The following is a 20737-nucleotide window of genomic DNA, read 5'->3' as shown; positions in this document are numbered from 1 at the left end:
GCCTTCATGACCGATTTCGTTCCCGTTCGCCGCGCGCTCCTGTCCTTGTCCGACAAGAGCGGGCTCGCCACCCTTGCCGCGGCGCTGGCCGCCCACGGGGTCGAACTGGTCTCGACCGGCGGCACCGCCGCGAAGCTGCGCGAGCTTGGACACACGGTGCGCGACGTCAGCGAGCTGACCGGCTTTCCCGAGATGATGGACGGAAGGGTCAAGACGCTGCACCCCAACGTCCACGGCGGCTTGCTGGCGGTACGCGACGATGCCGCCCATGCCGCCGCCGCGACCGAGCACAGCATCGGTTACATCGACCTCGTAGTCATCAACCTCTACCCGTTCGAGAGGACGGTCGCCGGCGGCGCGGACCGCGACACGATCATCGAGAATATCGACATCGGTGGCCCGTCAATGGTCCGCTCGGCAGCAAAGAATCATCGTTATGTCGCCTGCCTGACCGACGCTGCCGATTATCCGGCGCTGCTGGCCAATCTCGAAGCCAATGGCGGCGCGACGTCATGGGAATTGCGCAAGCGCCTCGCCGCTGCCGCCTTTGCGCGCACCGCCGCCTACGACAGCGCGATTTCCAGCTGGTTCGCCTTCGCCGACCAGGGCGAGCAGCTCCCCGCCACCCTGCCGCTGGCGATGACTCGCGCTACGACGCTCCGCTACGGTGAGAATCCGCATCAATCTGCGGCGCTCTACGTGCCGCAGACGGGTGGCACGGGGGGTGTTGCCGGCGCCCGGCAAGTGCAGGGCAAGGAGCTCAGCTACAACAACCTCAACGACGCTGACGCCGCGCTCGAACTCTTGTCCGAATTCCGCGACGGCGAGCCGGCCTGCGTCATCGTCAAGCATGCCAATCCGTGCGGTGTCGCAGAAGGATCGACGGTCGCTGAAGCCTATGAAGCGGCGTTTCGCTGCGACAGCGTGTCGGCCTTCGGCGGCATCGTTGCGGTGAACCGGCCGCTCGACGGGGAAACCGCGCGGGCGATCACCGGCATCTTCACCGAGGTGGTGATCGCCCCCGACGCAGACGAGGACGCGCTGGCGGTGTTCGCGGGCAAGAAGAATTTGCGGCTGCTGCTGACCGGCACCCTTCCCGATCCCCGCCGCCCCGGCCTCACCCTCAAGAGCATCACCGGCGGCCTGCTGGTCCAGTCGCGTGACAATGGCGTGATCCTGCCGGCCGAGCTCAAGGTCGTCACCAAGCGCCAGCCGACGGCGCGCGAGGTGTCCGACTGCCGCTTTGCCTGGACCGTCGCCAAGCACGTCAAATCGAACGCCATTGTCTATGCGAAGGACGGCGTCACCGCCGGTATCGGTGCAGGGCAGATGAACCGCCGCGATTCCGCGCGGATCGCCGCCGCCAAGGCACGCGAGGCGGCGGAGACCTTCGGTTGGGATCAGCCGCGCACCGTCGGCTCTGCCGTGGCCAGCGACGCCTTCTTCCCGTTCGCCGACGGCTTGCTGGCGGCGGTCGAAGCGGGTGCCACCGCGGTGATCCAGCCCGGCGGCTCTATCCGCGACGATGAGGTCATCGCAGCGGCGGACGAAGCGGGCCTGGCGATGCTGTTCACCGGCATGCGCCACTTCCGGCATTAGGCCTAGCGCGCCGCGCCTCCCCTGTGCTCGGCGCGGGCAGATCGACGGCGATGTCCTTTTTCTTCATCTTGAACAGCAGCCGGTCTTCGGGCCCGAAGCCCTTGAGCCAGATCACCAGGCCGAACGAGGCCAGGATCAGCGGCACGCCAAGGCTGAGCTGAAGCCATTCGGGCACAAAATGGGTGAGCTGCCCAACAATGATCGCCGCGGCGGCGGCCCAGATCAGTGGCCAGCGCCAGCCGCTGACCGGGGCGCCGAGGAGCTTGCCCGCGAGCCGCGACTTGGTCACCGCCGCGAACACGAGGGCAAGACAAAGAGCGACGGCGGGGGCGGTGGCCTGCCAGGCGGGCGGCCAGCCGAGGCGGCGGAACAGCAGGATCAGCGCCACCGTCAGCACCGCCTGCAAGGCGAGCATGGCGAGGCTCAGCATCATGTTGCGGTGCCGCGCGATGTAGATCAGCGCCGCCTCGCTGGTGGTGGCGGTGGCCGCGATCACCTCTGCGCCCAGCAGGAAGATCAGCGCCGCGGTGCCGGCGACGAACACTGGCCCGACGAGGCCCATTACGCCTTCGCCGGGAATGCCGAGCGCCAGCGCCACCGCGGCTTGCGCGGCGATGACCCAGAAGCCGACCTGGCGGATCTGCTTGGCAACGCCGACCCGGTCGCCCTCCTCAAGGCTGCGGCTGATCACCGGCCCGAGGATCGGATCGAAGCTAGTCTTGAGTTTGCTGGGCAACGAGGCGACGTTCTGCGCGACATAATAGATGCCGACCAGTGCCGGGGTTGCGAACAGGCCGAGGATAGCAAGGTCGATCCGGCGGCTCGCCCATTCCACCGTGTCGGCGGCGGCAACGGGCATGTAGCGTCGTGCAAGGCCCCAGCTTTCCGCCGGGTTGGGGCGCCACCCGGCAGCGCGGCCGTAGGTACGGAAGAACGGAATCGCCGAAGCGACCAGCGCACCGATCATCGACAGGGCGTAAGCGAAGATCAGGCCGTCGCGTTTGGAGATGAAGGCAAACGCCAGCGCGGCGATGCTGATGGTCCACGGTTCAACAATGGCGCGGGCGCGCACGGTGGCGCCGACATCGTGGCGATAAGCGAGCGCCGCCAGCATGACGTCGCTCCACGCCAGCGCCAGCACGGCCACGGGCAACAGCCATTCCATCCCGTAGATTTCCGAATTGGGAAACATGATGCGGGGAAACAGGAACAGGATCGCCATGCCGAGAACGCTGGCCATCAGGGCAACCAGCAGTGCGTCATAGGTCACGCAGACGTGGGGCTTGTCGGTCTTGCTGAGCTGCTGGGCCAAGCCCCGCTTCAGGCCCAGGGTGGCGAGCTGCGCGACGAATTCGACGATCAGCACGGCATAGGCAAAGCGGCCAAGCGCTTCGGCGCCGTACATTCGGCCGGCAATGAACAGGAACGGCAGCCGCGCGGCGAGGCGCAGCAGGAAGCCCATGAAGTTGATCCGGCCGCCCCTTGCGAGGGCCGCGAGATCATTGTCGGGGGCTGCGGCCGCGGGTGCCTCGCTCAATGCGCGACGCCCCAATTGGCGCCCCAGCCCACTTCCACGCTGAGCGGCACGTCGAGGGTCACCACCGGCTCGGCAGCTGACGCCATGACGTCACGGATCACCTGCGCCGCATGCTCTTCGTCGCCGTGAGGCACCTCGAACACCAGTTCGTCATGCACGGACAGCAGCATCCGCGTGCCATTCAGGCCGGCGGCCTGAAGCGCGGCAGGCATCTTCACCATCGCGCGCTTGATGATGTCGGCGCTGGTGCCCTGGATCGGCGCATTGATCGCCGCGCGTTCGGCGCCCTGACGGAGGTTCATCACGCCCGACCGAATATTCGGGAAATGCGTCTTGCGGCCGAACAGGGTGGTGCTGAACCCGCATTCGCGGACCTGCTGGAGCGTCGTCGAGATGTAGTTCTTGATGCCCGGGAAGCGCTCGAAATAGCGGTCGATCATGTCCTTGGCCTCGTCCCGGCCGATCCCCATCCGGCCGGCGAGGCCGAAGGCGGAGATGCCGTAGAGGATGGCGAAGTTGATCGTCTTGGCCTTGTTGCGGCTGTCCTTGGAGGCGTCGCCGAAGACCTGTTCGGCGGTGATGGTGTGGATGTCGTCGCCGCGCGCGAACGCTTCCTTGAGCTGCGGCACATCGGCGAAGTGCGCGGCGAGGCGAAGCTCGATCTGGCCGTAATCGGCGCTGAGCAGGCTATGGTCTTCCTCGGCGATGAAGGCGTTGCGGATACGCGCGCCGATCTCGGTCCGGATCGGAATGTTCTGCAGGTTGGGGTCGTTCGACGACAAGCGCCCGGTCTGCGCTGCGGCCAGTGCATAGCGGGTGTGGACACGCCCGGTGCGGGGATCGATCTGCGCCTGCAGCGCGTCGGTATAGGTGACCCTGAGCTTGGTGAGCTGGCGCCATTCGAGCACCCGGCGCGCGACCTCTACACCCTCGGCTTCCAGCCGCTCCAGCTCCGCCTGGTCGGTGGAGTAAGCGCCCGACTTGCCCTTGCGCCCGCCCTTGAGACCAAGCCGGTCGTAGAGAACCTGACCCAGCTGCTGCGGCGAGCCGATGGTGAAGGGCCCGCCGGCCGCCTCGTAGATGATCTCTTCCAGCCGCGCCGTCTCGGTCGCGAAGGTCTCCGACAGTTCGGCCAGATAGGCGCGGTCGACCTTGATTCCTTCCCGCTCCATCTGCCCCACCACCGGCACCAGCGGGAGATCGACCAGGCGATAGACGCGGGTTGCCTTTTCCGACGCCAGACGATGCTCGATCCGCTGCCACAGCCGCCACACCATATCGGCATTCTCGGCCGCATATTCGGTCGCTGCGGCAATCGGCGCGTCACCAAAGCGGATCGTCTTCTGCCCGGTCCCGCACACCGCCTTCAGCGGCAGGCATTCGTGTTCGAAGTGCCGCTTCACCAGCTCCTCGAGACCGTGCCCGTAGCGGCCGCTGTCGAGCGCGAAGCTGGCGAGCATGACGTCTTCGCCGGCCGCAACGGTGATGCCTTGATCGGCGAGCAGGCGCTGCTGGTCCTTGAGATTGTGGCCGACCTTGAGGACCGCGTCGTCTTCGAGCAGCGGCTTCAGGAGCGCGAGGCCGTCGCCCAGCTTGAGCTGCGCGGGCCCTTCGCTGAGGAGGTCGCCGCCGCCATGCCCAAGCGGGATGTATGCCGCTCGGCCCGGCGCCAGGGCCAAGCTGACGCCGGCGAGACCCTCGGCAAGGCCGTGCCCGCCATCGCCCTGCAGGTCGATCGCTACTCGTCCTTGCTTCTGCGCGTCGCCAATCCAGCTTTCCAGCGTGCCGGCATCGGAGATGGTGAGATAGGCCGTTCGATCGACGCTGATGGTCTCGGGCTCACCCGGACCCATCGGCAGCGGCGCGGCCGGCGCCGGCCGCTCGCCGTTCGATGGTCGTGCGCCTTGCCCGACCATGCGGTTGAGCAGCGTCTTGAAGCCCTGATCGACCAGGAACTCGCGCAGCGGTTCTTCGGGAATGTTCTTGAGCTCGAGCGCGTCCAGCGGCTCGGGCAGGTTCATCTCGCACACCAGCCGCACCAGCTCGCGGCTGAGGCGCGCATTGTCGGCATGTTCGAGGAGGTTCTGGCGAAGCTTGGGCTTCTTGATCCCGTCAGCGGCGGCCAGCACCGCTTCGAGGCTGCCATGCTCCTGGATCAACTGGCTCGCGGTCTTGGGACCGATGCCCGGCACGCCCGGCACGTTGTCGACGCTGTCCCCCATCAGCGCCAGCACGTCGCCCAGCAGCTCCGGCGGCACGCCGAACTTGTCGACCACGTAGGCGCGGTCGATGCGGCGGTCGTTCATGGTGTCGAGCATGTCGACCGAGCCGTCCTCGATCAGCTGCATCAGGTCCTTGTCGGAACTGACCACCGTCACCTTCCAGCCCTGCTTCTTCGCTTCGGTGACGTAGCAGGCGATGATGTCGTCCGCTTCCAGCCCAGCTTGCTCGATGCAGGGGATCGAAAAGGCCCGGGTCGCGACGCGGATCAGCGGCATCTGGGGCACCAGATCCTCGGGCGCCGGCGGGCGGTGGGCCTTGTACTGGTCGTACATCTCGTTGCGGAACGAGGACGACCCCTTGTCGAGGATCACCGCCATGTGGGTTGGCCCGTCGGCCTTGCTCAGGCTCTCGGCGAGCTTCCACAACATGGCGGTATAGCCATAGACGGCGCCCACGTTCATCCCGTGCCGGTTGGTCAGCGGCGGGAGCCGGTGATAAGCGCGGAAGATGTAGCTCGATCCGTCGACGAGATAGAGGTGGGGCTGGACGTCAGGCATGAACGCAGGGCTTTAGCAGGTTCGTCCGCCCAAGGAACGCCCGCGTTCACGCACTTGCCAGCGCCGCTTGCGAAGCCGATGACGACGCATGGCCGAAAAGTTCGCTCGTCATAAGCAGCCGTGGACTCTCGAAGAGAACGCCAAGCTCCACACGCTCGCCGCCAAGGGGATGGGCCTGAAAGCCATCGCCAAGGCGCTGACCCGAAGCGAGGAAAGCACGCAGGCGCAGGCCAAGGTGCTGAAGCTCAAGATCGCCAAGCTGCGCTGATCGTCGCGCGCTTCCTGGTTCCGGCAGTCTGTCGAAGCCGGGCGTCCTCTCGCCTAAACCTGCTTCGATTCCCGAAGATGACCGTCTTAGCCCAGTAAGGCAGGTCCGTTCGGACCGGCAAAGGGGAATCGTCACCATGGTTTTTGCCACTGGGCACGCGGCGCTGCGCCGCTGCTGCCTGCTGTCCTGCTGCGTCGCGGCGCTTGTTGCTGCCAACCCTGCGCTTGCGCAGGACGCACCAACCACGGGCGACGCGCCGGCTCCGGTCTCGACCCCGACAGCGTCCGGCAAGAAGGTGTTCACCCCCGCCGACTTCGTCCGCTTCGCGCCGCGCACGGCGTTCGACATGCTGGCCCAGGTGCCGGGTTTCAGCATCCGCGGCGAGGACACCAGTTCGCGCGGGCTCGGCCAGGCGTCGGGCAACGTGCTGCTGAACGGCGAGCGCTTGTCGGGCAAGTCGACCGACCCGGTCACCGCGCTGCAGGCCATTCCCGCCGGCAACGTCGAGCGCATCGAGATCGTCGATGCGGCCGAACTCGATGTGCCGGGACTGACGGGCCAGGTCGCCAACGTCATCTATCAAGCCAAGGCCAAGCTGTCGGGCCAGTGGAGCTACCGACCCGAATTTCGCGCCCATTATGCCGATCCGCTCTACACCCGCGGCGACGTGTCGGTCAGCGGCACCAGCGGCCCGGTCGAATATACGATCGGCCTGCGCAACGACGCCAGCCGGAGCGGTGCCGGCGGTCCGACCACCATCACGCGGGGTGACGGAACGCTGTTCGAGACTCGCGACGACCGTTGGAACGGTAATTTCGACCAGCCGCAGCTGACCGGTCAGTTCAAGATCGACGGGCCGGGCTCCTCGCTCGGCAACCTCAATCTCCTGCTGCGCCGCTTTGACTATGTGTTCGACGAGACCAGCCGCCGCGATCGCGTCACCGGGTCCGATCAGGTCCGCCGCCTGATCCAGGAAGAGAAAGGCTGGAATTACGAGCTTGGCGGCGACGGCGAAGTCGCGCTTGGCGGCGGCCGGCTGAAGCTGATCGGCCTGTTCCGCTCGTCGGATGAGCCCTTCCTGCAGCAGGCGCGGACCAGCTTTGCCGATGGCAGCGTCGACACCGGCAGCCGCTATGTTCAGGACGGCAAGTCGAGCGAGAAGATCGGCCGCGCCGAATACCGCTGGAAGATCGGCCGCACCGACCTTCAGCTATCGGGCGAAGCGGCGTTCAACAGCCTCGACAACGTCAGCCGGCTGTTCTCGCTCGATCCGCTGGGCGACTTCACCGAGATCCCGTTTCCGGGCGGCACCGGCAAGGTCAGCGAAGACCGCTACGAAGGCCTGCTGACCATCGGGCGGCCGCTCTCGTCGGCGATCACTGCACAGCTGGTGATCGGCGCCGAACGCTCGACCATCGTGCAGGAAGGTCCGGGCGGCAAGGAACGCACCTTCCTTCGCCCCAAGGGCTCGCTCAACATCGCGGCGCAGTTCAGCCCGAGGTTCAACGCCAACTTCAAGATCATCCGCCGCGTCGGGCAGCTCGACTTCGGTCAGTTCCTGGCCCGCGTGTTTCTCGACAACGAGAATGAGAATGCCGGCAATCCGGACCTCGTGCCTACTCAGCAGTGGCGCTTCGAGCTCGAACTCGCGCGCGATCTGGCGGCGTGGGGCAAGACCCGCGTCAACCTCGTCGCGGCGTTCTCCGAGGACCTGATCGATATCATCCCGGTCGGCCTCAATGGGGAGACACCGGGCAACATCGACAAGGGCCAGGCCTATGCGATCGACTGGAACAGCACGTTCCAGCTCGACCCGATGGGTCTTAAAGGTGCCAAGATCAATCTGCGCGCGCTGGCGCAGACCAGCCGGGTCCGCGATCCCCTGACGGGGATCAAGCGCAACTATTCAGGCTTCACCACGCGGATCCTCGAATTCGGCTTTCGGCACGACATTCCGAAGAGCGACTGGGCTTATGGCACCAACGCCAGCTACAGCCACAACGCGCTGAGCTATCGCCTGACCGAGGTCGGCCGGCAGTTCGAAGGCCCGGTGTTCGCCAGCCTGTTCGTCGAGAACAAGGACGTGTTCGGCCTGACCGTGCGCGGCGAGGTCAGCAACATCACCAACGCTCGCAGTCGCTGGGACCGGATCGTCTATACCGGCCGCCGCAACGTCGCGCCGGTCGACTTCGTCGAAGATCGCAATCGCCTGATCGGCCCGATCTTCCGCCTCTCGGCGCGCGGAACTTTCTAGCTCAGGGCGTCAGCACCGTGTCGCGGGGCTGCGTCAGCGTTTTCGGATAATCGCGGGTGAAGTGCAGCCCGCGGCTTTCGCGGCGGCGAAGGGCGGAGCGGACGATGAGGTCGGCCACTTCGACCAGGTTGCGCAGCTCGATAAGGTCGGGCGTGACGCGGAAGTTGGCATAATAGTCGGTGATCTCGCCGCGCAGCATGTCGATCCGGCGCTTGGCTCGCTCCATCCGCTTGGTGGTGCGGACGATGCCGACATAATTCCACATGAACCGGCGGATCTCGCCCCACGTCTGGGCGATCACCACTTCCTCGTCGCTGTTGGTCACGCGGCTTTCGTCCCATTCGCGAACCTTGGCGACAGGCGGCAGTTCGTCCCACCGCGCCAGAATGTCGCGCGCCGCCGCTTCGCCGAACACAAGGCATTCCAGCAGCGAGTTGGAGGCCAGCCGGTTGGCGCCATGAAGCCCGCTCTCGGTCACCTCACCCGCCGCATAGAGCCCCGCCGCATCGGTCCGGCCGGCAAGGTCCACCACCACCCCGCCGCAGGTGTAATGCTGCGCCGGCACGACGGGGATCGGCTCCTTCGTCATGTCGATGCCGAGGCCGATCAGCTTTTCATAGATGTTCGGGAAATGCTCGCGCACGAACGCGGGGTCGCGGTGCGAGATGTCGAGGTGGACGAAGTCGAGCCCGTCGCGCTTGATCTCATTGTCGATGGCACGGGCGACCACGTCGCGGGGCGCGAGCTCGGCCCGCTCGTCATAGTCGAGCATGAAACGGTGTCCGGTCAGCGGATGCTTGAGGATCCCGCCTTCGCCGCGCACCGCCTCGGTGATCAGGAAGTTCTTGGTTTCGAGATGGTAAAGACAGGTCGGGTGGAACTGCATCATCTCCATGTTCGACACGCGGCAGCCCGCGCGCCACGCCATGGCAATGCCGTCGCCCGTCGCGCCGCGCGGCGCGGTGGAATAAAGGTAAACCCGGCCCGCTCCGCCCGTCGCCAGGATCGTCGCCCGCGCGGTCAGCGTCTCGACCTTCCGGGTCTTGCGGTTGAAGGCGTAAAGGCCGTGGACCGCCCCGCTGGTCGAAAACCGTTCCTCGTTGCGGCCGGTGATGAGATCCACCGCGACCATGTCGGGTAGCAGCACGATGTTGGGATTGGCCGCGGCCGCCCGCTCCAGCGCCTGCTGCACCGCCCAGCCGGTGGCGTCGGCAACATGGACGATCCGCCGGTGGCTGTGCCCGCCCTCGCGGGTCAGGTGCAACGCGCCGCCTTCTTCCGCGAACGGCACGCCAAGCTCGCGCAGCCGCTGGATGGCGGCGGGGGCGGCGCCGACGACATGCTCGACTACGTCGCGGTCGTTGAGCCCGGCCCCGGCCACCATCGTATCCTCGACATGCGCTTCGAAGCTGTCGCCTTCCTCCAGCACCGCGGCGATCCCGCCTTGCGCCCAGCCGGTCGCCCCTTCGCCGAGCGCGCCTTTGGCGATGACCGCAACCCGGCGATGCTCGGCAAGGTTGAGCGCCGCGGTCAGCCCGGCCGCGCCCGAGCCGATGATCAGCACGTCGAACGATTGCACCACTAGCGGCGCACCAGGCTCAGGAACACGTCCTCGAGATCGGGTTCGCGGGTCACCACATCGACGATTCCCAGCCCGTCACGCTGCAAGGCAGCCAGCACCTCGCCCGCGTTCACCTTGTCCTTCTGATAGGTGATGGCGAGGCTTCGGCTGCCTTCGAGCGTCACCCTGTCGAAGCAGATATTCGCCGGGACATCCTCGAGATCGCGGTCGACCGTCACCACCACATTCTTCTCCTGCGCGCGGGAGAGGAGGGTGCGGGTCGACTCATTGGCGACCACCTTGCCGTGATTGATGATGGCGATTCGCTCGCACAATTGCTCGGCTTCTTCGAGATAGTGGGTGGTGAGGATCACCGTCGCGCCGGACGCGTGCAGCTCCTTCACATAGGCCCAGAGCTGCTGGCGAAGCTCGATGTCCACGCCGGCGGTCGGCTCGTCGAGAACCAGGATAGGCGGCGAATGAACCATCGCCTTCGCGACCAGCAGCCGCCGCTTCATCCCGCCTGACAGGGTGCGGCTATAGGCATGCGCCTTGTCGGTGAGCCCCATGGCCGCGAGCAGTTCGTCGCTTCGGCGCTTTCCCGGCGGCACGCCATAGAGACCGGCCTGGATCTCCAGCGCCTCGCGCGGGGTGAAAAAGGGGTCGAACAATATCTCCTGCGGCACGATGCCGATCGACAGCTTGGCGTTGCGCGGATGCTGGTCGATGTCGAAACCCCAGATCTCGACCTTGCCCTCGCTCTTGCCGACGAGGCCAGCGAGAATGTTGATCAGCGTCGACTTGCCCGCGCCATTGGGGCCGAGCAGTCCGAAGAATTCTCCCTGGCGCACTTCCAGCGAGACTCCGTCCAAAGCGCGTTTGCCGCCGGCATAGGTCTTGCCAAGGTCGGTGATTCGGATCGCTGGAACGGGGCTGCTCATGGGACTGGACGCTTAGCGACGCGGCTTCGACCAAGGAAGCCAAACTGGTGAATGAGGAATTTACCTTACTTCGTAGGGTGGATTTGGTGTTAACCAGCCTAGGCAAGCGGGCATGTTGCCGTTGCGCTTCCTGTTTACCTTCGCCGGGCTGGCCTTGTTGCCGGCCGGCGTAAGCGCGCAGCAGATGCCGCCGAAGTCGGCGACACCGCGGGCCGGGGCCAGCAGCGTGCTGATCTACCCCTTGACGCTGACCACCCAGGCCAATCTCGACTTCGGCCTGCTTGCGTCCAACGGAGCGGGCACCGTCGTCATTGATCCCGTGTCGAGCAAGCTGTCGACCACCGGTCTCGTCACCTCGCTTGGCGGAAATCCGCGGCCCGCGGCTTTTATCGGCGCGTCGCGAAGCGCGTCGGTGGTGATCATCCGCATTCCCAAGCAACCGATCACCATTCGCCGTATCGGCGGTACGGAGACCATGGTGGTGCGCGACTTCACCTTGCAAGGCCAGGACAAGCGCACGCTGGCGCGGTCAGAAGCCTTCGCCTTCAATGTCGGCGCCACGCTGGTCGTCGCTGCGGGTCAAGCTGAAGGTGTTTACTCCGGCGAGTTCGACGTCACGATTCAATACCCTTAAGGCAGCGCCAACCCTCAACATTCAGCCTTAACGCGCGCTTGGGCAAATACCTTCAAGCGTCGTTGAAACAGTCCGTCCATTTTGGATGAGTTCAACAAATGTGGGGAACTCAAGGACATGCGCACTTTTCTGACCTTCGCGGCGCTCGCCGCCACTACCGCTTTCGCCGTTCCGGCCGCCGCTCAGACGGTAACGCCGCCGCCGCCGGCCTCGCTTCCGTCGCAGGATTCGGGCTCCATCGATGCCACCGCCCTGCTGATCCAGCCGGCGACCATCGAAGGTCTCGACAACCTCGACTTCGGCACCCTGATCGCGTCGCCGGCGGCGTCGGGTTCGGTCGCCGTCAGCGCCAATGATCCGAGCAGCCTGCGCACCATCACGGTGAATGCCGGCACCCTCACCGCCGGTGCGGGCAGCGCCAAGCGCGGCCGCCTGGTCGGCAACGGCCTTCCGACCCAGATCGTCAACATCACCCGCACCTTCCCGGCGACCCTGGTCAACCAGGACGATCCGACGGCCACCATGCCGTTCTCGGGCGCGCTCAACGCCGATGCCGAAGACGGTTCGGTGACCATCGGCTCGACGGGCGTCTTCTACATCTATGTTGGCGGAACCCTCACCGTTGCTCCGCAGCAGATGCCGGGCCTGTACAGCGGCACGGTTCTCGTCAACGCCGACTTTCAATAAGTACCCCACAGCTTATTGAAGCGACGGGAGGTGGTTGCTAACCCGCAAGGGTTATGCAGCCGCCTCCCGAAGTCATTTCTGTCACCACCAACGCCGTTCATTGCGACGGCAGCGGCGACATCAGCCCCGCGCTTGGCCACCCGCGCGTGTTCTTGCGCATCGATGAGAAGGGCTGGGTGGAATGTGGCTATTGCGATCGCCGCTTCGTGCTGAAGGGCGGTCCCGCCGACAACGGCGACGCCGCCTGATCCTACCAGGCGCCGCCGAATGGACCGCCGTTCTGCCATTGCCGCACGCGGCGCCGGGTGGCGGGTGAGGTTGTCACGGGCAGCGCCTCAAGCGGGAAGAACCCCGCTCCGCTGACTTCCCGGCCGTCGATCCTGATCGGCTGATCGGAACTGCCCTCGAACAGGCTGATGCTGTCGCGCTTGCCTTCGCTGCTCGCCTGATAGTCTCCGAGCAGCCGAAGGTCGGCAGCGGCGATCCCGACTTCCTCCATCAGCTCTCGCGACGCGGCGGCAAGCGGGTCTTCGCGCCGGCCGACCCCGCCGCCGGGCAGCACGAACGAGCGCGTATCGCCATAACCGTTGCGGATCAGCAGCAACTCGCCCTGGCCGTTGAACAGCATCACTTTGACCCCGCGCGTGCGCAGCCGAAGCGCGCCAATCACGCGCCGCCGCAGCGCCCAGCCGAGCTGAAGAAGGCGGTTCATTTGCCCCCAAGGTAGAAGGCCACACGCCCGCGGCAAGCCACTGGTCCCTGCTTCAGACCCGCTTATATGATGGGGCATGACCGAGCTCTCCGATCCGCGCCGCTTCCTGTATAACGCCGGGCTCGACCCCGACGACGCCCGCCGGCTCGCCGCGCGCCACCTGTCGGCGCATGACGATGGTGAGCTCTACCTTCAGTATCGCCGCAGCGAGGCGTTTGGCTTCGACGACGGACGGCTCAAGACTGCCGACTACCATGTCGGGCAGGGCTTCGGCCTGCGCGGTGTCAGCGGGGAGGCGACCGCCTTTGCCCATGCCAATGAGCTCAGCGCCGCCGCCATCGAGCGCGCGGCCGAGACGCTGCGCCTGCTGACCGCCGGCGGCAAGCCGACCGCCGCGCCGCCGCGCACCAACCGCGCGCAATATGGCACGGAGGATCCACTCGGCGCCCTGCCTTTCTCGGACAAGGTCGCGCTCTGCCAGATGATCGACGCCGCCGCCCGCGCCCGCGACCCGCGCGTTTGCCAAGTCAGCGTCGGGGTGCAGGCGAGCTGGTCGGTGGTCGAGATCGTCCGTGCCGACGGGTTCGTTGCGACCGATGTGCGCCCGCTGGTTCGCTTGAATGTCCAGCTGGTGGTTGAACAGAACGGTCGCCGCGAAATGGGCTTCCACGGCCTCGGCGGCCGCTACGACATGCACCGCCTGTTCGACGAAGCGACCTGGAACCGTGCAATCGACATCGCCCTCGACCAGGCGCTGGTGAACCTCGATTCGGTCGATGCGCCGGCCGGCGAGATGACGGTGGTGTGCGGTCCCGGCTGGCCCGGCGTGCTGCTGCACGAAGCGGTCGGCCATACGCTAGAGGGCGATTTCAACCGCAAGGGCCAGAGCGCCTTTTCCGGTCGCCTCGGCACGCGGGTCGCGGCGCCGGGCGTGACGGTGGTCGACGACGGCGCGATGCACGAGCGACGCGGCAGCCTGTCGATCGACGACGAAGGCACGCCGACCGGTCGCACCACCCTGATCGAGGATGGCATCCTGGTCGGCTATCTGCAGGATCGCTTGAACGCCCGGCTGATGGGGGTCGAGCCGACCGGCAACGGCCGCCGCGAAAGCTTCGCCCATGCGCCCATGCCGCGGATGACCAACACCTTCATGCTCGGCGGGCAGGACGATCCGGGCGAACTGCTCGGCCGGGTCAAGGACGGCATCTACGCCAAGAGCTTTGGCGGCGGGCAGGTCGATATCACCAGCGGCAAGTTCGTCTTCAGCTGCACCGAGGCCTACCGGATCCGCGGCGGCAAGCTGGCCGAGCCCTTGAAGGGCGCGACGCTGATCGGCGACGGGCCGACCGTGCTGACCCGGGTCAAAGGCATCGGCAACGACCTCGAACTCGACGAGGGTGTCGGCATCTGCGGCAAGGGCGGCCAGAGCGTGCCGGCCGGCGTCGGTCAGCCGACCCTGCTGATCGAGGGACTGACCGTGGGCGGCACCGCCTGAGCCTGGTCGAGCTCGCGCGGTTCGCCACCCGGGTCGAGGCAGACCTGGCGCGGATGCTGCTCGAAAGCCACGGGATCGACAGCATCCTGTTCGATGCCGAGGTCCACAGTTACCTCGGCGTGGGCGCCGTGATGCCGGTCCGGCTGATGGCGCTCGACGAGGACAGCGCGGACGCCCGCGCCATTCTCACAGAAGGTGATCTACTGCCGCCAGGCTGAAGCCGGCGCCGTGCGCCTTTTCCTCCAGCTCCTCGCGCGGGACGCCCTGCTCGCGGCAGGCGACCGCCCATGCCAGCGTCGAGCGCATCCCCGAGCGGCAGAAGGCAAGCATTTTGCCGTCGCCCAGCTCGCTTCGGGCCGAGACCATTTCCTCGATCTGCGCCGGGCCCATGCCGCGGGCGATCGGGATGTGGCGATAGTCGATCCCCGCCACTTCCGCCGCCGCCTCGATCTCGGCGCTGGTCGGCTGGCCCGGGTCCTCGCCATCGGGGCGGTTGTTGATCACCATGGTGACGCCATGACGCCGCGCTTCCGCAAGATCGTCGATGCTGATCTGGCCGGAAACCAGGGTGTGCTCGTCCAGTGCCTTGAACTCGGTCATCCCTTGGTCCCTCTCGGTTGCGGCGCGATGGTCACGACGTTAGCCGTGACTGCGCACCACGCCCAGCATTGCCTCGCCATAACGCTCGAGCTTCGCCACGCCGACCCCCTGCACCCGGCCAAGCTCGGCAAGCGTGCCCGGCCGCGCCGCCGCAATCTCGCGCAGGGTCGAATCGTGGAAGACGACATAAGGCGGCACCGCGCTTTCCTTAGCCAGCCGCCGCCGCTCCTCGCGCAGCGCGTCGAACAAGGGGTCGGCCGGGCCGTCCACAACCTCGCCTCGGCGGCGGCGCGATTTCCTGGGCGGCGGAAGCGCGATCCGCACTTCTTCTCCGCCCTTGAGGATACCGCGTGCACCCGGACCGAAGCTGAGGCCGCCATAAGCGTCGGCCCGCAGCGCATCGCGGGCGATCAGCGCGCGGGCGACCGGCTGCACCAGCGCCAGTTCGTCGGCGCTACAGATTCCGAACACGCTCAATCGGTGGTGATTGTTGGAAAAGACCTTGTCGGTCTCCTTGCCCGCCAACACGTCGGCCAGATGCCCGACCCCGAAGCGCATCTCGGTGCGGAACGCGGCGGACAGCAATTTGCGCGCGACCTCGGTCACCTCGACGGTCTGCGGCGGATTGAGGCAATTGTCGCAATTGCCGCACTCGGAAGGCGGGTCCTCGCCGAAATGGCGCAGCAGGATCGCGCGGCGGCAGGAGGTCGATTCCACGAAGGCGGCAAGGCTGGCGAGACGGTTGCGTTCTTCCGCCTGCCGCTCGGCCGGCACTTCCTCGATCCGCTGGCGGGCGAGCGCGAAATCCTTGGCCGCCCATAGCAAATGCGCTTCGGCCGGTTCGCCGTCACGCCCGGCGCGGCCGGTCTCCTGATAATAAGCCTCGATCGACTTCGGGCTGCCGGAGTGGATGACGGTGCGCACGTCGGGCTTGTCGATCCCCATCCCGAACGCGATGGTCGCCGCCATCACCATCTCTTCGGAGGCCACGAATGCCGCCTGGTTGGCCGCGCGCACCGCGGGGTCGAGCCCGGCGTGATAGGGCAGTGCCGGCCGCCCACTCGCCGCGATCTGCGCGGCCAGGCTCTCGGTCTCGCGCCGGCTGGTCGCGTACACGATGGCCGGGCCCGGCCGCTCGGCTAGCAATGCGACGATCTGCCGCCCGCCGCTGTCGCGATTGCGGATATGATAACGGATATTGGGCCGGTCGAAGCCCGACACGATCAGCCCGTCCTCGGGAATGCCGAGCTGCACCAGCACGTCGGCCCGGGTGCGCGGGTCGGCGGTGGCGGTCAGCGCGAGGCGTGGCAGCTCGGGATGATCGTCGAGCAGCCCCTTGAGCAGCCGGTAGTCCGGTCGGAAATCATGCCCCCATTCGCTGACGCAATGCGCTTCGTCGATCGCGATCAGCGACAGCGGCACCCGGTCGACCAGCCGCCGAAATCCCTCACCCGTCGCCCGCTCCGGCGCCACGTAAAGCAGGTCGAGCTCACCGTCGCAAAGCCGCCGCACCACCGCTTCGCGATCGTCGGCGCTGGTTAGCGCCGCGGCCCTAATCCCGAGTGCCTCGGCCGAACGGATCTGATCGTGCATCAGCGCAATCAGCGGCGAGATGACCAGCGCCGTGCCGTCGAGCGCCAGAGCCGGCAGCTGGTAGCAGAGCGACTTGCCGGCCCCGGTCGGCATGATCGCCAGCGTGTGTCGCCCGCTCAGCACGCGTCCGACCACCTCTTCCTGCACCCCGCGGAAGTGGTCGAATCCAAAGACTTGTTTCAAAAGCTGATGCGGGTCGGTCACAGAAAAGGGCCTTGGCGGCAAGCAGCCGGGCAAGGCAACCTTGTATTGCGCAGTGGGCATCGTCAAACGACAGGCAAGGGGAGCAAGTGATGACCATGACCGACCGCAGCCTGGCCGAGCTCCAGGCAGACTTCCGCGCCACCAGCACCAACGCCATGCCGATTGCCGGTTTGGCGGCCTGGGCAGCGCTTGGCGTGGCCGGCGCGATGCTGCCCGAGCGCACGATCGCGAATGCCTCGCTTTACATCATGGCCGTGATCCTGCCGCTGGCCTTTCTCATCGAGCGTGCTCGCGGCCGCAACCTCTTCAGTAACGACGGCAATCCGCTGACTACCCTGTTCCTGCTCGGCATCGTCATGGTCGCGCTCACCATTCCGCTCGCGGTGATCGGCTCGGCCGGTGGCCAGCCGCTCTTGGTCCTGCTGGGCATGGCGATCCTGGCGGGCGTGGTGTGGATTCCCTACGGCTGGGCCGCCGACGACAAGAGCGGCATCGTCCATGCCGTGGGCCGCGGCATCGGCTGCTATCTTGCCTATGGCCTGTGCCCGGCGCCATGGACCGCGAGCGCGATCTGCGCCGTCGTTGTCGCCGCCTATCTTTACTCGCTTGCCGTCATGCGCCCGGTCGGCTCCGCCGCGGAGGGTCGCGCCGCCACCGCATGACCGTCGCCGTCAACATGGGCCTGTCGCCGCAAGGCCAGCCCATCACCATCGATCTCGAAGAACTGCTCGCCACCCGGCTGCTCGTCCAAGGCAATTCGGGCAGCGGCAAGTCGCACCTGCTGCGCCGCCTGCTCGAAAAAAGCGCGGGGCAGGTGCAGCAGATCATCATCGATCCCGAAGGCGATTTCGTCACCCTCGCCGGTCCCTACGGTCATCTCGCGATCGAAGCGTCCGAGCATGACGAAAAAGAAATCGCCCGCGCCGCCGCCCGCATCCGCGAGCATCGCGTGTCGGTCGTGCTCAGCCTCGAGGGCCTCGAAGCCGAAGGCCAGATGCGTTGCGCCGCCTCCTTCCTGTCCGCACTGTTCGATGCGCCACGCGACCATTGGTACCCGGCGCTGGTGGTGGTTGACGAAGCCCAGCTGTTCGCGCCCGCCGGCGGGGGCGAGGTAGCCGAGGACGTCCGCCGCGCCTCGCTCAGCGCGATGACCAACCTCATGTGCCGCGGCCGCAAGCGTGGCCTCGCCGGGATCATCGCCACCCAGCGCTTGGCCAAGCTCGCCAAGAATGTCGCCGCCGAAGCGTCCAACTTCCTGATGGGCCGCACCTTTCTCGACATCGACATGGCCCGCGCCGCCGATCTCCTCGGCATGGAACGGCGCCAGGCCGAAGCCATCCGCGACCTGCCGCGCGGCACCTTTCTCGCACTCGGTCCCGCCATCAGCCGTCGCCCGCTGTCGGTGGCGATCGGCGAGGTCGAGACCCGCGCCCGCTCGATGAGCCCCAAGCTCGTCCCCCTGCCGACCGCGACCCCGAGCGCCGATTTGCAGGAGCTGCTCTTTCAGCCCGGCTTCGACTTCGAACCCGCGCCGCCGCCAAAGAAGGCGCCAGCCGCGCCGCCCTCCGAAACCCTGCTCGAGCAACTCGCGGCGAAAACGGCCGCGCCTGCGCCGTCGCTTCTAGAGAAAACGGACGAGGAACAGGCTTTTGCTATTGCCACCGTGCTCGAAGCGATGGTTGCCGACAGCGATAGCAGCTGCCGCTCGGCCGCGGTGCTGTTCCAGGATTTTACCGTCCGGCTGCGGATGGCGGGCGTCGCGCCTTCCCCACTCGATCTCCCCGCATTCTCCCGCCGCCTGGCGATGGCCCGTGCCGGCATCTTCACCGAAGACCCGGACTGGCAGCCCGCGCTCGACGCAGCGCAGGGCCTTCCCGAAGACATGCTCGGCCCGTTCCTTTTGCTGGCCCGCGCCGCCCGCGATCGCCAGCCGACCCCGTCCGACGAAGCGATCGCGCAAAGCTACGGCACCGCCAGCCTCGGCCGCGCCCGTCGGCTCTTGAGCTACATCGAAAGCCGCGACCTCATCGTCATCCGCACCGATCTCAGCGGCAAGCGCAGCATTGCCATTCCCCGCCTCGGCTGGAGCACTGCGGCGGCCTGATCGCGCCGAACCGGCGGCACCAAATTAGACTCCGCGCGCTTTCATGTTACGGTGTTACCGCCGAATGAAGGAGCGATCCCATGACTCGACTGTACCTTCGCCTGTTCGCCCTCTCCGCCGCCGGCCTGTTGGCGTCCGTCACCCCAGCTGCGGCCCAGACCTCGGGGATCGAGGTGACCCCGCCGCCGTCGGAGTATTATCGCTATCACCAAGCGGTGCCGATCCTTCCGCCCGGCAAGTCCGACAGCCTCGCCGTCGCCCGAGCGCAACTCGCCAAGGGCGAATATCGCGCCGCTCGCAAAGAGGTCGAAACGAACCGCCAGGCACGCACCACATCGGAAGGCCGTTACCTGATCGGCATCGCGGCAGCGAACCTTGGCGATTACGCCGACGCCTCGCGCTCGTTCCAGGCCAGCCTTGACCTTAATCCTCACCATGTCGGATCGACACTTGGCGTGGCATTGCTCGACCTGCGCGCCGGAAAACGTGAGCGGGCCGAGAGGGCGCTGCGCCAGATCGAAACCCGCCGCACCCGCTGCGCCGCCAGCTGCGAAGATAGCGCGCAGCTCGACCGTGCCTCGGAGGTGCTCGGGCACTTTTTGGCTCAGGCCAACCGGCAGGGCTGAGGCCACTTTACCCCTCGCGTGACGCTGGCCGGCCCGGCTAAAGGGTGGGCCTGTCCAGCGTCACGAAGGCTTCATTCCTCATGATCATCGATCGCCGCCTCTTTCTTGGCGGTGTCGCCTCCGCGACCCTGCTCGCTGGTCGAGCCGCTGCGGCACCTGCCGTTGCCGCCGACGACATCATCGACCGCTTCGTTGGCGCCCACGCGTTTAGCGGTGCGGTGACGCTCGCGCGGCGCGGACGCATCACGCACCAGCGGCTGTTTGGCCTTGCCGACCGCGAGCGCGGCGTGCCGGTGAGCGCCGTCACGACCTTCGGCATCGGATCGGTCTCCAAGTGGTTCACTGCGCTTGCCGTTCTGCGCCTCGTCGGGCGCGGGCGGATGCGGCTTGAAGCGCCGCTGCGCACCTACCTACCGAGCCTGACAGGGCCCTATGGCGATGTCTCGCTCGAGCATCTTCTTGCCAACGACAGCGGAATCCCTGACCGGGTCACCCAGGCGATCGGGTCGGACCCCGAGCTGAGGAACTCGGTCGAGGGGTCGGCCGCGATGGTGAGCCGCTTTGGCGACGGGCCGCTGGCGTTCCGCCCGGGCGAGCGGTTCGACTACAGCTTCTTCAACTGGGTGCTGCTGCACGCCGCTTTGGAGCGGGTAACCGGCCGCTCGTTCGAGCAGGTTCTTGGGCAAGAAGTGTTCCGGCCGCTCGGTCTTGGTCGAACGGGCTTTGTCGATACACGCAGCGGCGAGGTGCCGGGCTTGGCTTCAGGCTACGGCCCCGATGGCAAGCGCAAGGAAGCGCGGGTGCCGCCGTTCGGCGGAGCGAGCGGAAACATCCACAGCAGCGCCGCCGACCTCGTGCGGGCCGCGTACCTCACGCTCGACACCGGCCGCCTGCTTGGCCCAGCCCTTCGCGCCGAGCTCCTTCGCGTCTGCGTGCCACAGGAGAATTACGCGCTCGGCGGGCGGGTGCGCACCATCGGCGGCAAGCGAGTCGCGTGGGAGACCGGCAAGGTCCAGGCGTATCGAACGCACCTCGCGCATGTCGTGGGAGAAGGACGCACCGTGCTGGTGCTGAACAATGGCGACCTCAGCCAAGATGCGCTGACCGCGCTGGTCGAGCAGCTGCTGCCGCTCATCTGA

At 66.8% G+C, this 20737-nt stretch carries 19 protein-coding genes; 12 read left to right on the top strand and 7 right to left on the bottom strand.

Annotated features, from left to right (window positions below; translation table 11 throughout):
• Positions 1 to 6: 6 nt before the first annotated feature.
• Positions 7 to 1599, top strand: coding sequence for a bifunctional phosphoribosylaminoimidazolecarboxamide formyltransferase/IMP cyclohydrolase (purH, locus tag ACP69Z_RS03630; protein ID WP_426266188.1), 1593 nt, complete (start codon positions 7 to 9; stop codon positions 1597 to 1599).
• On the opposite strand, the gene ACP69Z_RS03625 is transcribed toward purH, so the two are convergent.
• Both ACP69Z_RS03625 and polA read right to left on the bottom strand, forming a co-directional pair.
• On the bottom strand, positions 1571 to 3136 hold the full coding sequence (locus ACP69Z_RS03625) for a lipopolysaccharide biosynthesis protein (protein WP_426266187.1): 1566 nt from the start codon (positions 3134 to 3136) through the stop codon (positions 1571 to 1573). The genes purH and ACP69Z_RS03625 overlap by 29 nt on opposite strands.
• The gene (gene polA, locus ACP69Z_RS03620) at positions 3133 to 5916 is read right to left on the bottom strand and encodes a DNA polymerase I (RefSeq protein WP_426266186.1); all 2784 of its coding nucleotides are present in this window, start codon (positions 5914 to 5916) and stop codon (positions 3133 to 3135) included. Before polA ends, ACP69Z_RS03625 begins: the two co-directional genes overlap by 4 nt.
• A gap of 88 nt (positions 5917 to 6004) precedes the next feature.
• Between polA and ACP69Z_RS03615 the strand changes: the two genes are divergently transcribed.
• Positions 6005 to 6184 (top strand): hypothetical protein, encoded by a 180-nt coding sequence (locus ACP69Z_RS03615; RefSeq protein ID WP_426266185.1) that lies wholly within the window; start codon positions 6005 to 6007, stop codon positions 6182 to 6184.
• Between the two features lie 136 nt (positions 6185 to 6320).
• On the top strand, positions 6321 to 8438 hold the full coding sequence (locus ACP69Z_RS03610; protein ID WP_426266184.1) for a TonB-dependent receptor plug domain-containing protein: 2118 nt from the start codon (positions 6321 to 6323) through the stop codon (positions 8436 to 8438).
• A 1-nt stretch (position 8439) separates the two neighbouring features.
• Here the strand turns inward: ACP69Z_RS03610 and nadB are convergent, their stop codons facing one another.
• On the bottom strand, positions 8440 to 10017 hold the full coding sequence (gene nadB, locus ACP69Z_RS03605) for an L-aspartate oxidase (RefSeq protein WP_426266183.1): 1578 nt from the start codon (positions 10015 to 10017) through the stop codon (positions 8440 to 8442).
• Positions 10018 to 10019: 2 nt separating this feature from the next.
• Entirely contained in the window at positions 10020 to 10940 is a 921-nt protein-coding gene (locus ACP69Z_RS03600) for an ABC transporter ATP-binding protein (protein ID WP_426266182.1), read from the bottom strand.
• 112 nt (positions 10941 to 11052) lie between these two features.
• Between ACP69Z_RS03600 and ACP69Z_RS03595 the strand changes: the two genes are divergently transcribed.
• From ACP69Z_RS03595 to ACP69Z_RS03585, 3 genes are all read left to right on the top strand, one after another.
• The gene (locus tag ACP69Z_RS03595; RefSeq protein ID WP_426266181.1) at positions 11053 to 11574 is read left to right on the top strand and encodes a DUF4402 domain-containing protein; all 522 of its coding nucleotides are present in this window, start codon (positions 11053 to 11055) and stop codon (positions 11572 to 11574) included.
• 117 nt (positions 11575 to 11691) lie between these two features.
• A complete protein-coding gene (locus ACP69Z_RS03590; protein WP_426266180.1) occupies positions 11692 to 12261 on the top strand; it encodes a DUF4402 domain-containing protein in 570 nt (189 codons plus the stop codon).
• Positions 12262 to 12314: 53 nt separating this feature from the next.
• Complete coding sequence (locus tag ACP69Z_RS03585; RefSeq protein WP_426266179.1) at positions 12315 to 12509, top strand: zinc-finger domain-containing protein; 195 nt, start codon at positions 12315 to 12317, stop codon at positions 12507 to 12509.
• Positions 12510 to 12511: 2 nt separating this feature from the next.
• Here the strand turns inward: ACP69Z_RS03585 and ACP69Z_RS03580 are convergent, their stop codons facing one another.
• Positions 12512 to 12973 carry an NUDIX domain-containing protein gene (locus tag ACP69Z_RS03580; RefSeq protein ID WP_426266178.1) on the bottom strand — a complete coding sequence of 154 codons (462 nt, stop codon included), beginning with the start codon at positions 12971 to 12973 and terminating at the stop codon, positions 12512 to 12514.
• A gap of 76 nt (positions 12974 to 13049) precedes the next feature.
• Here ACP69Z_RS03580 and tldD point away from each other — a divergent pair, with 76 nt between their 5' ends.
• Positions 13050 to 14471, top strand: a complete 1422-nt coding sequence (tldD, locus tag ACP69Z_RS03575) for a metalloprotease TldD (RefSeq protein ID WP_426266177.1) — start codon at positions 13050 to 13052, stop codon at positions 14469 to 14471.
• A 53-nt stretch (positions 14472 to 14524) separates the two neighbouring features.
• On the top strand, positions 14525 to 14689 hold the full coding sequence (locus ACP69Z_RS03570) for a putative signal transducing protein (protein WP_426266176.1): 165 nt from the start codon (positions 14525 to 14527) through the stop codon (positions 14687 to 14689).
• On the opposite strand, the gene ACP69Z_RS03565 is transcribed toward ACP69Z_RS03570, so the two are convergent.
• Both ACP69Z_RS03565 and recQ read right to left on the bottom strand, forming a co-directional pair.
• Positions 14658 to 15071, bottom strand: a complete 414-nt coding sequence (locus ACP69Z_RS03565; protein WP_426266175.1) for a TIGR01244 family sulfur transferase — start codon at positions 15069 to 15071, stop codon at positions 14658 to 14660. The two genes, ACP69Z_RS03570 and ACP69Z_RS03565, sit on opposite strands and share 32 nt — an antisense overlap.
• A gap of 39 nt (positions 15072 to 15110) precedes the next feature.
• The gene (recQ, locus tag ACP69Z_RS03560; protein ID WP_426266174.1) at positions 15111 to 16868 is read right to left on the bottom strand and encodes a DNA helicase RecQ; all 1758 of its coding nucleotides are present in this window, start codon (positions 16866 to 16868) and stop codon (positions 15111 to 15113) included.
• An 89-nt stretch (positions 16869 to 16957) separates the two neighbouring features.
• Between recQ and ACP69Z_RS03555 the strand changes: the two genes are divergently transcribed.
• The 4 genes from ACP69Z_RS03555 (at position 16958) to ACP69Z_RS03540 (ending at position 20737) form a co-directional block, all read left to right on the top strand.
• Entirely contained in the window at positions 16958 to 17530 is a 573-nt protein-coding gene (locus tag ACP69Z_RS03555; protein ID WP_426266173.1) for a DUF7010 family protein, read from the top strand.
• The gene (locus tag ACP69Z_RS03550) at positions 17527 to 18972 is read left to right on the top strand and encodes an ATP-binding protein (protein ID WP_426266172.1); all 1446 of its coding nucleotides are present in this window, start codon (positions 17527 to 17529) and stop codon (positions 18970 to 18972) included. The genes ACP69Z_RS03555 and ACP69Z_RS03550 overlap by 4 nt, the downstream gene beginning before the upstream one ends.
• Before the next feature lie 80 nt (positions 18973 to 19052).
• Positions 19053 to 19598 carry a tetratricopeptide repeat protein gene (locus ACP69Z_RS03545; RefSeq protein WP_426266171.1) on the top strand — a complete coding sequence of 182 codons (546 nt, stop codon included), beginning with the start codon at positions 19053 to 19055 and terminating at the stop codon, positions 19596 to 19598.
• An 80-nt stretch (positions 19599 to 19678) separates the two neighbouring features.
• Entirely contained in the window at positions 19679 to 20737 is a 1059-nt protein-coding gene (locus ACP69Z_RS03540; RefSeq protein WP_426266170.1) for a serine hydrolase domain-containing protein, read from the top strand.

Origin of the sequence: Sphingomonas sp. LHG3443-2 (assembly GCF_049896405.1) — a bacterium.
In the GTDB taxonomy this organism is placed as follows: domain Bacteria; phylum Pseudomonadota; class Alphaproteobacteria; order Sphingomonadales; family Sphingomonadaceae; genus Sphingomicrobium.
Note: the sequence above shows the minus strand (reverse complement) of the source record. Positions and strands in the feature narration are given on the sequence as shown.